Origin of the sequence: Bradyrhizobium sp. 604_D8_N2_3 (genome assembly GCF_051810765.1) — a bacterium.
Lineage (GTDB): Bacteria > Pseudomonadota > Alphaproteobacteria > Rhizobiales > Xanthobacteraceae > Bradyrhizobium > Bradyrhizobium barranii.
The window spans coordinates 4314341-4326861 of sequence record NZ_JBPWPM010000001.1 but is presented as its reverse complement, the minus strand read 5'-3'; the positions used below and the strand labels follow the sequence as shown (position 1 = coordinate 4326861).

Annotated in this window: 12 protein-coding genes; 9 read left to right on the top strand and 3 right to left on the bottom strand. The window is 65.0% G+C overall.

The window, feature by feature from the left end; translation table 11 throughout:
* Positions 1-121 precede the first annotated feature (121 nt).
* The 3 genes from AB7245_RS20425 to AB7245_RS20415 all read right to left on the bottom strand — a co-directional run bounded on the left by AB7245_RS20425 (position 122) and on the right by AB7245_RS20415 (position 2735).
* On the bottom strand, positions 122-610 hold the full coding sequence (locus tag AB7245_RS20425; RefSeq protein ID WP_028147753.1) for a hypothetical protein: 489 nt from the start codon (positions 608-610) through the stop codon (positions 122-124).
* A 166-nt stretch (positions 611-776) separates the two neighbouring features.
* Positions 777-1229: a DNA polymerase III subunit chi gene (locus tag AB7245_RS20420; RefSeq protein WP_014495779.1), complete on the bottom strand. Its 453-nt coding sequence runs from the start codon at positions 1227-1229 to the stop codon at positions 777-779.
* A 6-nt stretch (positions 1230-1235) separates the two neighbouring features.
* Positions 1236-2735 (bottom strand): leucyl aminopeptidase, encoded by a 1500-nt coding sequence (locus AB7245_RS20415; protein ID WP_439034781.1) that lies wholly within the window; start codon positions 2733-2735, stop codon positions 1236-1238.
* A gap of 341 nt (positions 2736-3076) precedes the next feature.
* Between AB7245_RS20415 and lptF the strand changes: the two genes are divergently transcribed.
* The 9 genes from lptF to AB7245_RS20370 all read left to right on the top strand — a co-directional run bounded on the left by lptF (position 3077) and on the right by AB7245_RS20370 (position 12437).
* Positions 3077-4246, top strand: coding sequence for an LPS export ABC transporter permease LptF (gene lptF / locus AB7245_RS20410; protein ID WP_063983679.1), 1170 nt, complete (start codon positions 3077-3079; stop codon positions 4244-4246).
* On the top strand, positions 4243-5340 hold the full coding sequence (gene lptG / locus AB7245_RS20405) for an LPS export ABC transporter permease LptG (protein WP_063983680.1): 1098 nt from the start codon (positions 4243-4245) through the stop codon (positions 5338-5340). Before lptF ends, lptG begins: the two co-directional genes overlap by 4 nt.
* Positions 5340-7826, top strand: a complete 2487-nt coding sequence (locus AB7245_RS20400; RefSeq protein WP_439034780.1) for an LPS-assembly protein LptD — start codon at positions 5340-5342, stop codon at positions 7824-7826. The genes lptG and AB7245_RS20400 overlap by 1 nt, the downstream gene beginning before the upstream one ends.
* A 68-nt stretch (positions 7827-7894) precedes the next feature.
* Positions 7895-8830: a peptidylprolyl isomerase gene (locus tag AB7245_RS20395; protein WP_439034779.1), complete on the top strand. Its 936-nt coding sequence runs from the start codon at positions 7895-7897 to the stop codon at positions 8828-8830.
* Positions 8830-9864, top strand: a complete 1035-nt coding sequence (gene pdxA / locus AB7245_RS20390; RefSeq protein WP_439034778.1) for a 4-hydroxythreonine-4-phosphate dehydrogenase PdxA — start codon at positions 8830-8832, stop codon at positions 9862-9864. Before AB7245_RS20395 ends, pdxA begins: the two co-directional genes overlap by 1 nt.
* Positions 9864-10721: a 16S rRNA (adenine(1518)-N(6)/adenine(1519)-N(6))-dimethyltransferase RsmA gene (rsmA, locus tag AB7245_RS20385; RefSeq protein ID WP_085402860.1), complete on the top strand. Its 858-nt coding sequence runs from the start codon at positions 9864-9866 to the stop codon at positions 10719-10721. Before pdxA ends, rsmA begins: the two co-directional genes overlap by 1 nt.
* Before the next feature lie 22 nt (positions 10722-10743).
* The gene (locus AB7245_RS20380; RefSeq protein WP_439034777.1) at positions 10744-11802 is read left to right on the top strand and encodes an alcohol dehydrogenase; all 1059 of its coding nucleotides are present in this window, start codon (positions 10744-10746) and stop codon (positions 11800-11802) included.
* 168 nt (positions 11803-11970) lie between these two features.
* The gene (locus AB7245_RS20375; RefSeq protein WP_071917505.1) at positions 11971-12132 is read left to right on the top strand and encodes a Flp family type IVb pilin; all 162 of its coding nucleotides are present in this window, start codon (positions 11971-11973) and stop codon (positions 12130-12132) included.
* A gap of 68 nt (positions 12133-12200) precedes the next feature.
* Positions 12201-12437, top strand: a complete 237-nt coding sequence (locus AB7245_RS20370; protein WP_028157550.1) for a hypothetical protein — start codon at positions 12201-12203, stop codon at positions 12435-12437.
* Positions 12438-12521: the final 84 nt, after the last annotated feature.

Sequence of the window (12521 nt, the reverse complement as noted above, 5' to 3'; positions counted from 1 at the left end):
TCGAGAGAGACTGGATCGAGAGAGACCAGGTCCCGGCTCTGCGCAGCAGCCCATAGCGCGTCGAAGACGCGCGTGGACGCGCTGATGGCGCTGCAGCGCGTCCGGGACGCGAGAGTTCGCCTTACGCCGACTTCTTCTTCGGCTTCGGCTTGGTCGCCTTCGGCATGACAGGCGCTTCCGGCGTGCCCTCGATCGAGGACAGACGGCCGGACGTGAAGGTGTAGATGCCTGCGCGCGGACCGGTGCTCCAGGTGACCACGGCAACGCGCCGGCCGGCGGCGTCACTGGAGAGATTGACGGTCGAGGGCGCCCCGATGCCGCGCACCACATCGCATTCGGTGTGACCGAGCGCGACCGTGCCGCCCATGGGCGCCGGCGCCGTCGTCGAAGCATTGGCGTCAGCCGGCCCAGGGGGCGGCGTCATGCCGGGACAGGCGCCGTCGGCGCTGACCAGATCCTCGGCCGTCACGGGCTTGTCGGGGGTCAACGGTGGCGATTCGATTGAGATGCTCTTGATGAACAGGCGGCTCGGCGTGTTGAACCACTGGGCATCCTTGGACAACAGGTCGGTCCCCGAGCAGCCCGCGAGCAGCGGTGCTACGGCAGCCAACGCAACTATGAGCGAGCTGGGAAGCTTTTGATGTCGCACGATAAACTAAATTCCCCGCATGAAGGACCGGCCCTAAGCGATTGTCCCAACATCACTTTGCGGCACGAAGGTGACAAAAGCCAGCATCGCCCGAAAAGTGCAAATTATCATTAATTGCAAACGACCGCTAATTCCGGCGCTGCCAACGGCCCCGTTCGTCGGCCTGCCAATAGGTGACATCAAATCCCCGCGCCTTGCAATCCGTCCAGGCGCTCCGGGCAAACGCCAGCGCGTCCGGATCGTCGCCGTTGAACAGCAGCACCATGCGCTCATAGCCCTGCGCGTCCTGCGGCAGCGCGGCGTTGTCGACCAGGAAGCGGACATTGGCGCCGTTGGGATTGTCCTCCTCGATCGCCAGCACGATCGGCTGATCGGCGGCATCGTTCACGCGCCATGTCGCGTGCGGCAGGAAGGAATCGTCGCGGTAGGTCCATAAATGCGCGTCGAGCGCATCGGCGCGCTCCGGCGAGGTCGACTGCACCACGACGCGCCAGCCGCGCTCGAGCGACTTCTCGAGAAGCGGCGGCAACACGTTCTCCACCGTCATGTTTTGCAGATGGTAGAAAAGGACTTCGGTCATCTCAGATCATTTGCGCTCGTAGTGGTCGGCGACCAGACGGTCGAGCAAACGGACACCGTAGCCGCTTCCCCAGCTCTGGTTGATGTCGGTCTTCGGCGCCCCCATCGCGGTACCAGCGATGTCGAGATGCGCCCAGGGCGTGCCGTCGACGAAGCGCTGGAGGAACTGCGCCGCAGTGATCGAGCCGCCATGGCGGCCGCCGGTGTTCTTCATGTCGGCGAACTGGGAATCGATCAGCTTGTCGTATTCGGGGCCGAGCGGCATGCGCCAGACCTTCTCCCCGCTCTCGATGCCGGCCGCGAGCAGACGGTCGGCGAGCTCGTCATTGTTGGAGAACATGCCGGCATGCTCGGTGCCGAGCGCGACCATGATCGCGCCGGTCAGCGTCGCCAGATCCACCATGAATTTCGGCTTGGTCTTTTTCGCGACGTACCAGAGCACGTCCGCCAGCACGAGGCGGCCTTCGGCGTCGGTGTTGATGATCTCGATGGTCTGGCCCGACATCGAAGTGACGATGTCACCCGGCCGCTGCGCATTGCCGTCGGGCATGTTCTCGACGAGACCGATGGCGCCGACCACGTTGGCCTTGGCCTTGCGCGCGGCGAGCGCGTGCATCAGGCCGACGACGCAGGCGGCACCGCCCATGTCGCCCTTCATGTCCTCCATGCTGCCGGCCGGCTTGATCGAAATGCCGCCGGTGTCGAAGCAGACGCCCTTGCCGACGAAGGCGACCGGTGCCTCGCCCTTCTTGCCGCCGTCCCAGCGCATGATCACGGTGCGGCTCGGCCGCGACGAACCCTGGCCGACGCCGAGCAGCGCGCCCATGCCGAGCTTGTCCATCGCCCTGACGTCGAGCACCTCGACCTTGACGCCGAGCTTGCGGAGCAGGCCCGCGCGGCGCGCGAACTCTTCGGGGAAAAGCACGTTCGGCGGCTCGTTGACGAGGTCGCGCGCGATGATCACGCCGTCGACGACATGGCCGGCCGAGGCAAACGCCTTCTTCGCCGCGGTGGCATCGCCGACCGCAAGCGAGACGTCGGCGCGCAAGCCGCCCTCCTCGCCGTCTTTCTTTTTCGTCTTGTAGCGATCGAACTTGTAGGCGCGCAGCCGCAGGCCCGAGGCGATCGCAACCGCCTGCTCGCTGGTCATGGCGCCATCAGGAAGTTCCGCGATGATGGTCATGGCAGCGGCCGCGGCCGAAAGCTTGCTCGCCGCCACGCCGCCGAATTTGAGGAAGTCGTTCGCCTTCAGGCTCGCCGCCTTGCCGGCGCCGATCACGACCAGGCGGGTGGACTTCAGCCCCTCCGGTGCCAGGACGTCCAGCGCGGCGCCGCTTTTGCCCTTGAAGCCGGCGGCGGAGGCCGCCCGCTTGACCAGCTCAGTGGCGCCGCCGAGTGCCTTGGCCGTCGCCGGACCGAGCTTCAGAGTGTCGTCGCAGAACACGACCAGAATGCCACGGGCGGCAGCAGACAGCGGGACAAAGCCGACCTTGATGGCATCGGACATGGGTAACTCCTTCAAAACATCGGGCTTTTCGTCGCTGGGCGGACCCGGCCACGGGCCGGAGCTGAACGACGATTCACTGGACTTTCCCCACTATGGGCCACCGGCGCGGTGGCTGCCAAGCACCCCCGTGGCCGCCGGGCCACAACGAGGGAAATATTAACCATATATTGACGGCGCCACGGGGCAGCCATTTTGTTGATGGATCAAAGGGATGGTAGTGAGAGAGTAAGCCGGTGGAAGAGGTGGTTGGCCGACCTTGGGGATCTCCTGATCGGGGATTGGTTGGGCAGCCGAACTTCCGGCCTGCATTGGGGCGCTGGTGGGGATTCGTGCGGTAGCGCATGGGGTCAATCGATAGGTATATCTTCCGCACGACGCTGGCGTCGTTTGCGCTGGTCCTGGTCAGCCTCACCGGCGTGATCTGGATTACGCAGGCGTTGCGCGGCATCGACCTGATGACGAGCCAGGGTCAGACCATCCTGACCTTCCTCGGCATCACCAGCCTCGTCGTGCCGGCACTGGTCCTGATCATCTCGCCGATCGCGCTGATGATCGCGATCTCGCACACGCTGAACAAGCTCGCGACCGATTCCGAGATCATCGTAATGAATGCCGCCGGCTTCTCGCCGTTCCGGCTGTTCTATCCGTTCTTCTACGCCACCTGTGTCGTGGCGCTGCTGGTCGCCTTCATCGCGGCCTATCTCGCCCCCGACGGCATGCGGCGGATCAAGCAGTGGGACGCCGAGATCACCGCCGACGTGCTCACCAACATCCTCCAGCCCGGCCGCTTCGCTCAGCTCGACAAGAACCTGACGATCCGGATCCGCGAACGCCAGCCCGGCGGCATCCTCGCCGGGATCTTCATCGACGATCGCCGTGATCCCAACGAGCGCGTCTCGATCGTCGCCGAGCATGGCGAGGTCGTGAAGAACGACAACGGCTCGTTCCTGGTGCTCAAGGACGGCAATCTCCAGCGCTTCGAGGCCGGCAAGCGCGATCCCGCGCTGGTGGCGTTCGGCCGCTACGGCTTCGACATGTCGAAATTCTCGGGCCAGGGTCACGACGTCACCCTCGGCATCCGCGAGCGCTATCTCTGGGAGCTGTTCTCCCCGTCCGAGGACGATCCGGTCTACAAGCAGATTCCCGGCCAGTTCCGCTCGGCTCTGCACGACAGCCTGCTGGCGCCGATCTATCCCTTCGCCTTTGCCGTGCTGACCTTCGCCTTCCTCGGCGCGCCGCGCACCACGCGCCAAAGCCGCAACTTCTCGATCGGCGGCTCGGTGATCGCCGTGTTCGGCCTGCGCATGGCAGGATTCGCCTGCTCGGTGATGGCGGTGAAATCGCCTGGCCCGGTGCTGTTCCAATACGCGATGGTCCTGGGCGCCATCGGCGTCGGGCTGTGGTTGATCATCGGCGGCATCGTGGTCGAGCCGCCGCCCCGCCTCATGGAGGCCATCAACAGGTCGAACGCGCGCATCGCGCGGCTGTTCGGACGGCCGGCCGCCGCATGAGTATGCTCACCAACACACTCGGGCGCTATTTTGCCGGACGCTTCGTCGTCGCGGCGCTCGGCGTGTTCGCGGGCATTTTCCTGCTGCTGGTGCTGGTCGATTACATCGAGATGGTGCGCAAGACCTCAGGGCTCGCATCCGCCTCCGCGATCATGGTGGCCGAAACCTCGCTGTTCCGGGTCCCGCAATTGCTCGAGAAGCTGACGCCGTTCTGCATGCTGATCGGCGCCATGACCTGCTATCTCGCCCTCTCCCGCCGGCTCGAGCTCGTGGTCGCGCGCGCCGCCGGAATCTCGGCATGGCAATTCATCTCGCCGGCTCTCGGCAGCGCGCTCCTGATCGGGGTGATCGCCACCGTCGCCTACAATCCGATGTCGGCGAACCTGCGCGAGCTGTCCAAGCGCATGGAAGCCGAGCTGTTCGGCTCGGCCCCCGGCGGCGGCATCCAGGACGCCTCCGGCTTCTGGCTCAACCAGGTCACCAATGACGGCCAGGTCATCATCAACGCGGCGCGCAGCGAGCAGCAGGGCGTCCGGCTGACCGGCCTGACCCTGTTCCGATTCGATACGGACTGGCATTTCAAGGAGCGGATCGAGGCGCGCGAGGCGGCGCTGGAGTCCGGTCACTGGCTGTTCAAATCGGTGCGCCGCTTCTCGCTGGATTCGCCGCCGATCGACCAGGCGACGTTGGAGATTCCGACGACGCTGACCGAAGCCCAGATCCGCAACAGCTTTTCCACACCCGAGACTGTGTCCTTTTGGCAACTACCGAGCTACATCCGCTCCTCCGAGAGCTCAGGCTTCGCGACAGCCGGCTATCGACTCCAGTATCACAAGCTCCTGGCACAGCCGTTTTTACTGGCCGCCATGGTGATGCTGGCGGCTTCCGTGTCGTTGCGTTTCTTCCGGATGGGCGGCGTGCAGAAGATGGTTTTGAGTGGCGTGGGCGCAGGCTTTCTGCTCTACGTTTTGTCGAAAGTGACTGAAGACTTGAGCAAGGCTGAGTTGATGCATCCGATCGCTGCGGCGTGGTTGCCCGCGGTGGTGGGCGGCCTCACCGGCTTTTTGGCCTTGTTGTATCAGGAGGACGGTTAGTGACTGCCGTCCATCGAGGGCTCGTGTCTCGTTTGACGCAGCGTACTGTGGTGCGCGCGAACGGATACGGCTTGTCCATTCGCAGGCTCCTGCTGGCTGTCGCCGCCGTGGCGTCGCTCGGCGGGCTGATGGACATTGCGGCCGTGACGCCGGCCTCCGCTCAGAGCTTCACCTACAATCCGCTGCCGCCGCGTGCGAAGCCGCCGAAGGTCGCCAACGACAACCAGATGCTGGTTCAGGCGACCGAGGTCGACTACGACTACAACAATTCGCGCGTCTCCGCGGTCGGTAACGTCCAGCTGTTCTACAACGGCACCAGCGTCGAGGCCGACAAGGTCATCTACGACCAGAAGACCAAGCGGCTGCATGCCGAAGGCAACGTCCGCATGACGGATGCCGACGGCAAGATCACCTATGCCGAGATCCTGGATCTCTCCGACGACTACCGCGACGGTTTCGTCGATTCGCTGCGCGTGGACACCGCCGACCAGACCCGCATGGCGGCGAGCCGCGCCGACCGCTCCAGCGGCAACTACACGGTGTTCGAGAACGGCGTCTACACGGCCTGCGCGCCGTGTAAGGACGATCCGAAGAAGCCGCCGCTGTGGCAGGTCAAGGGTGCGCGCATCATCCACGACCAGCAGGAGAAGATGCTGTATTTCGAGACGGCGCAGCTCGAATTCTTCGGCGTGCCGATCGCCTACATGCCCTATTTCTCGACGCCCGACCCGACCGTGAAGCGCAAGACCGGCTTCCTGATGCCGGGCTTCACGTCGAACACGCCGTTCGGCTACGGCGTCGAAGTTCCGTTCTACTGGGCGATCGCGCCCGATATGGACATGACCTTCAGCCCGCGCATCACCTCCAGGCAGGGCGTGCTGTTCCAGGCCGAGTACCGCCAGCGCCTGATGGACGGCGCCTACCAGATCCGAGTCTACGGCATCGACCAACTCGACCCCGGCGCACTCGCCGGCCAGCCCGGCGACCGCCAGTTCCGCGGCGCCGTCGACACCAAGGGTCAGTTCGCGCTGAACGACAAGTGGGTCTGGGGCTGGGACGGCGTCGTCATGTCCGATTACTACTTCTTCTCGGACTACCGCCTGTCGCAATACCGCGATCCGCTGGGCTCGTTCCTGTATCTGCCGACCGACGCATTGTCGCAGCTCTATCTGACCGGCGTCGGCAATCGCAGCTTCTTCGATGCGCGCACGATGTACTGGCTGAGCTACTCGGGCAACCAGAGCCAGGTGCCGATCGTCTATCCCGTGATCGACTATTCGAACGTGCTCAACTATCCGGTGTTCGGCGGCGAGTTCAGCTACAAGACCAACTTCACGAACCTGTCGCGTGACACCGCGGTGTTCGATCCGATCACCACGCTCGCCAATACCAACAGCCTGTGCACGACGACGTCGGCCGATCCGCTCGCGCGCACGCCGTCGCAGTGCCTGCTGCGCGGCGTCCCCGGCACCTACACCCGCCTCACGGCGGAAGCGCAGTGGCGCAAGTCCTACACCGACCCGTTCGGCGAGATCTGGACACCGTTCGCCAGCCTCCGCGCCGACGCGATCAACGCCTCGATCTCCAACCAGCCGGGCGTGTCGAACTACCTGCCGGTCGGCGACACCCAGGCGTTCCGCCTGATGCCGACCGTCGGCCTCGAATACCGCTATCCCTTCATCAACGTTCAGCCCTGGGGCTCGACCACCATCGAGCCGATCGCGCAGGTCATCATCCGGCCGAACGAGCCCTATGCCGGCAAGTTCCCGAACGAGGACGCCCAGAGCATGGTGTTCGACACCTCGAACCTGTTCAGCGTCGACAAGTTCTCCGGTTACGACCGCGTCGAGGGCGGCGGCCGCGCCAATGTCGGCGTGCAGTCCACCACGCAGTTCGACAAGGGCGGCGCCGTCAAGGTGCTGTTCGGCCAGTCCTACCAGCTGTTCGGCCTGAACTCCTACACGGTCCAGGACACCATCAACACCGGCCTTGATTCCGGCCTCGACAAGCCGCGCTCGGATTACGTGGCGAGCGCCAGCTACTCGCCCAACAGCACCTACACGTTCAGCGTCCGCTCCCGCATGGACGAGCAGACCTGGAACGTGCAGCGCTTCGAGGCGGAAGGCCGCGCCAACTTCAATCGCTGGTCGGTCAGCATGATGTACGGCAATTACGCCGAGCAGCCGGAGCTCGGCTATCTGACGCGGCGCGAGGGCATCCTGACCTCGGGCTCGATCAAGGTCGCGGCCAATTGGGTGGTGACCGGCTCGGCGCGCTGGGACCTTGAGGCCAACAAGATCAACCAGTATGTGCTCGGAGCGGGCTATGTCGACGATTGCTTCGTGCTCGGCGTGAACTATGTAACTTCGTATAGTTACTCTGCGGGCACGGCGCCGCCCGTACTGAACCACGCGTTCATGTTCCAGATCGGCCTGCGCACGCTGGCGACCTCGACCGGGTCCAGCTCGTCCGCCGGCTACCAATGAACCGTCTGAAATGACGGCCGGGCTCTCCCGAGAGCGAGCTCATCCCGGCTGACATGCGAGCGATAATCATGACGACCCAATTGCCTGTTTTTCGCCTCCTCCTCGCCATCGGTGCCGGGTTGATCCTCACCGGCCTGCCCGCGCCGTCGCGCGCGCAGAACATCGTCGTGATGGTCAACGGCGACCCGATCACCGATTTCGACATCGAGCAGCGCTCCAAGCTCGACCAGCTGACGACGCAGAAGACCCCGAGCCGGCAGGAGGTCATCAACGAGCTGATCGACGACAAGGTGAAACTCAAGGAAGGCAAGAAGTACGGCGTCGACCCCGGCATCTCCGACATCAACCAGTCCTACGAGGGCATGGCGCAGCGCATGCGCATCACGCCGGATCAGCTCACCAAGTCGCTCGAGGTCAAGGGCGTCCGCCCCGAGACGCTGAAGGGCCGCATGAAGGCCGAGATGGTCTGGACCAGCCTCGTACGCGGCCGCTTCAAGGAGAAGCTGATGGTCGGCGAGCGCGACGTCGCGCAGGCCGTGCAGGCCCAGACCGGCGACAAGCTCCAGATCGAGGGCACCGAGTACAAGATGCAGCCGATCGTGCTGATCGTGCCGCGCGGCTCGTCCCCGGCGTTCCTGGAGACGCGGCAGAAGGAAGCCGAGACCTATCGCTCGCGTGTCGGAAGCTGCGAGGAAGCCAATTCGCTGTTCCGCTCAACGCCGAACGCCACCATCCGCGACACCGTCACCAAGACCACCGCGGAACTGCCCGAGGCGCTTCGCAAGGTGCTCGACGACACCCAGATCGGCCACCTGACCGCGCCGGAGGTCACCAAGGCGGGCATCGAGATGGTCGTGCTGTGCTCGCGCAAGCCGACCATGATCGACACGCCGAAAAAGCGCGAGGTCCGCGAGAAGATGTATTCGGAGAAATACGAGAAGACCCAGAAGGCCTATCTCGATGATCTCCGGAAAGCGGCGATGATCGAATATCGCAACCGCTGATGGCCAACTTCGCCTTAGAACCTTCCATCAAGCCTTCGAAGCCCCTCGCCCTGACCCTGGGAGAGCCCGCCGGCATCGGCCCCGACATCACGATCGCAGCCTGGCTCAGACGCCGCGAACTGAACCTGCCCGCCTTCTATCTGCTCGGCGACGAGGCCTTCGTCGCCCGCCGCGCCAAGGCCCTCGGCGCCGATATCCGGACTGCCTCGGTAAGCGCCGGCGAGGCCGCAGCCGCGTTCACCGAGGCCCTGCCCGTGGTCGCAACGGGCGAGAGTGCAACAGCCGAGCCCGGCAAGCCCGATGACGCGAGCGCGCCGGCCGCGCTCGCTTCGATCCGGCAGGCGGTCGCCGACGTCCGTGAAGGCCGCGCCGGCGCCGTCGTCACCAACCCGATCGCCAAGAGCGTGCTCTACCGCTCAGGCTTCCGCCATCCCGGCCACACCGAATACCTCGCCGAGCTTGCCGCGGAGAACGGCCGCGTGCCGCAGCCGGTGATGATGCTGTGGTCGCCGCGACTCGCCGTGGTGCCCGTGACCATCCACGTCTCCTTGCGCGATGCGCTGGCCCAGCTCACCAGCGAGCTCATTGTCTCGACCGTGCGCATCGTCGCGACCGAGCTGAAATCCCGCTTCGGCATCGAAAGGCCGCGCATCGCGATCTCCGGCCTCAACCCGCATGCCGGAGAGGACGGCTCGCTCGGCCACGAGGAGCAGACCGTGATTGCGCCAGCGCTCAAGGCGTTGCGCGGCGACGGCATCGAGGCGAAGGGACCGCTCCCTGCCGACACCATGTTTCACGAAGCCGCGCGAAGCACCTATGACTGCGCCGTCTGCATGTACCACGACCAGGCGCTGATCCCGATCAAGACGGTCGCCTTCGACGACGCGGTCAATGTCACCCTCGGCCTGCCCTTCATCCGCACCTCGCCCGATCACGGCACCGCGTTCGACATCGCCGGCACGGCCAAGGCCAAGCCGGCAAGCCTGATCGCGGCGCTCAAGCTCGCAAGCCGCATGGCGGCTGCGCAAAGCTGATGAGCGCGATCGACGACCTCCCGCCGCTTCGCGAGGTCATTCGCCAGCACGCACTGTCGGCACGCAAATCGCTGGGGCAGAACTTCCTGCTCGACCTCAATCTCACCGCGCGCATCGCGCGTGCGGCCGCGCCGCTCGAGGACTCCACCATCGTCGAGATCGGTCCCGGCCCGGGCGGGTTGACGCGCGCGTTGCTCGCGCTCGGCGCCAAACGCGTCATCGCCATCGAGCATGACGAGCGCGCGATCCCTGCCTTGCAGGATATTTCCGCGCGCTACCCTGATAGGCTCGAGATCGTCCATGGCGACGCCATGACCTTCGACCCGCGTCCGCTGCTCAATGGCGAAAGAGCAAAGATCGTCGCGAACCTGCCTTACAACATCGCGACCCAGCTCCTGATCGGCTGGCTCACGACCGACCCCTGGCCGCCCTGGTACGACATGATGGTCCTGATGTTCCAGCGCGAGGTCGGCGAGCGGATCGTGGCACGCGAGGACGAGGAGGCCTATGGCCGCCTCGGCGTGCTCGCCAACTGGCGCTGCGAGACGAAGATCCTGTTCGACATTTCGCCCTCGGCCTTCGTGCCGCCGCCGAAGGTCACCTCCTCCGTCGTGCGGCTGGTGCCGCGCGCAGAGCCCCTGCCTTGCGATCGCAAGCTGCTCGAACAGGTCGCAGCCGCCGCTTTCGGGCAGCGCCGAAAAATGCTGCGGCAAAGCCTGAAATCGCTTCAAGCGGATCCCGCTCGCCTTGCCGCGGCCGCAGGTGTCGATGCGACGCGGCGTGCCGAGACCATCCCGATATCAGGCTTTGTTGCCATGGCGCGTGAATTGGCGGATATACGAAAGCAAGCTGGATAACAGGAATTTCGGAGGAAGGAATATGGCGTTGATGCGTCGGCAGTCCCTGGTCAAATTCGATGCGCCCTTGTGCGAGACCATCGTCGACACGCCGAAGCCGCAGGGCGCCGAGGTGCTGGTGCGCATCGAGCGCTGCGGCCTCTGCCATTCCGACCTGCACATCCAGGACGGCTATGCCGACCTCGGCGGCGGCAAGAAGCTCGACACCACGCGCGGCATGACGCTGCCCTTCACGCTCGGCCACGAGATCGCGGGCGTGGTCGACGAAGTCGGCCCTGACGTGCCGGCCGGCCTGGTCGGAGCGAAGAAGGCGGTGTTCCCGTGGATCGGCTGCGGCCAGTGCCGCGACTGCGCCAATGGCGACGAAAACCTTTGCGCGAAGCAGCGCTTCCTCGGCGTCTCCATCGATGGCGGCTTCGCCACCCACGTACTGGTGCCCGACGCGAAGTACCTGCTCGACTACGATCCCCTGCCCGTCAACCAGGCCGCGACGCTGATGTGCTCCGGCGTGACCGCCTACGGCGCGCTCAAGCGCCTGGTCGACCGTCCGCGCCAGCGCAATCTGCTGCTGATCGGCCTTGGCGGCGTCGGCATGATGGGCCTGTCGTTTGCGCAGGCGATGTTCAAGCAGCCGATCACGGTGGCCGATCTCTCGCCGGCCGCACGCGAGACCGCGCTGAAGAACGGCGCAGCCAACGCCTATGATCCGTCCGAGCCCGACGTGATCAAGCGCATCCTGAAGGAAACCGAGGGCGGCTTCGACGAGGTGGTCGATTTCGCCGGCAATGAGAAGTCGATGGCCTTTGCCGTGGCGGTCGCCGCGCGCGGCGGCAAGGTCGTGGTGTCCGGCCTGATGGGCGGCCAGTTCACCCTGCCGATGGTGCAATGGGTCTACAAGCGCCTGACAGTCGAAGGCTTTATGGTCGGCACGCTCACCGAAGCCCAGGAGCTGATGGCGCTCGCCCGCGCCGGCAAGATCAAGCCGACGCCGATGCGCGAGGAGCCGATGGGCGACGTCCAGAAATGGATCGACGAATTGCGCGCCGGCAAGGTCGTCGGCCGCATCGTGCTGAAGAACTGACGCGCAGGAAAATCCAGGCAGGCTTGGCGGCGGGATGAGATCTCGCCGCCGCGTTTTCCTCCGCCGAATTAACCCGGAATCGACGCAAGCCCCGGTTCCAAATAGGGGAACCGGCACGTCGCGAACTAAAGTCCTGGCCAGCTTTCTCTTTGGAATTCTGGTGAGGCCATGCAGACCATCCGCCGCTTCCTGGCCGATGAAACCGCAGCCACTGCAATCGAATACGGCCTGATCGCAGCCGGCATCGCGCTCGCGATCATCGCTGTGGTCAACAATCTCGGCTCGTCGTTGAAGTTGAAGTTCGGCTCGATCAGCACCTCGCTGAAGTAGCGCCAAACCTGCGCGCTGAAGGCACGTCGCCGCGCGGAACGGCTGCGGCCACACCGCGTTGGCAGCGCATGTCCATTCGTTGCACCGTCGAAAGCGCATTCTTCATCGCCTGGAGCTTCCTGGAGCAGAGCGGCGAGCTCGGACCTCCGGACGAGACCGCGAACACCATTCTGGATGCCATCGAAGCGCAGCTCAGGACCGGAGAGCGCCGGCAGTTGATGCTCGCCAACAAGGCGATCGGTGCCTACCGCAAGCAGGTCGCCCAAAGCCGCCTCCTGGCCGAACGCCAGATCCGTCTCGGATAAGAGCCCGCGGCGCCCCACAAGCGCTGGCTCATTTGGAATTTCCGTAGTTCTGCGGATGAGAACAAAGTTCGCAGCGTGTCCTGC

Bases quoted from the DNA above. Each gene is read 5' to 3' on its own strand.
- AB7245_RS20420 (WP_014495779.1), bottom strand. From the start codon at position 1,229: ATGACCGAAGTCCTTTTCTACCATCTGCAAAACATGACGGTGGAGAAC.
- AB7245_RS20415 (WP_439034781.1), bottom strand. From the start codon at position 2,735: ATGTCCGATGCCATCAAGGTCGGCTTTGTCCCGCTGTCTGCTGCCGCC.
- lptF (WP_063983679.1), top strand. From the start codon at position 3,077: ATGGGGTCAATCGATAGGTATATCTTCCGCACGACGCTGGCGTCGTTT.
- lptG (WP_063983680.1), top strand. From the start codon at position 4,243: ATGAGTATGCTCACCAACACACTCGGGCGCTATTTTGCCGGACGCTTC.
- AB7245_RS20395 (WP_439034779.1), top strand. From the start codon at position 7,895: ATGACGACCCAATTGCCTGTTTTTCGCCTCCTCCTCGCCATCGGTGCC.
- pdxA (WP_439034778.1), top strand. From the start codon at position 8,830: ATGGCCAACTTCGCCTTAGAACCTTCCATCAAGCCTTCGAAGCCCCTC.
- rsmA (WP_085402860.1), top strand. From the start codon at position 9,864: ATGAGCGCGATCGACGACCTCCCGCCGCTTCGCGAGGTCATTCGCCAG.
- AB7245_RS20380 (WP_439034777.1), top strand. From the start codon at position 10,744: ATGGCGTTGATGCGTCGGCAGTCCCTGGTCAAATTCGATGCGCCCTTG.
- AB7245_RS20375 (WP_071917505.1), top strand. From the start codon at position 11,971: ATGCAGACCATCCGCCGCTTCCTGGCCGATGAAACCGCAGCCACTGCA.
- AB7245_RS20370 (WP_028157550.1), top strand. From the start codon at position 12,201: ATGTCCATTCGTTGCACCGTCGAAAGCGCATTCTTCATCGCCTGGAGC.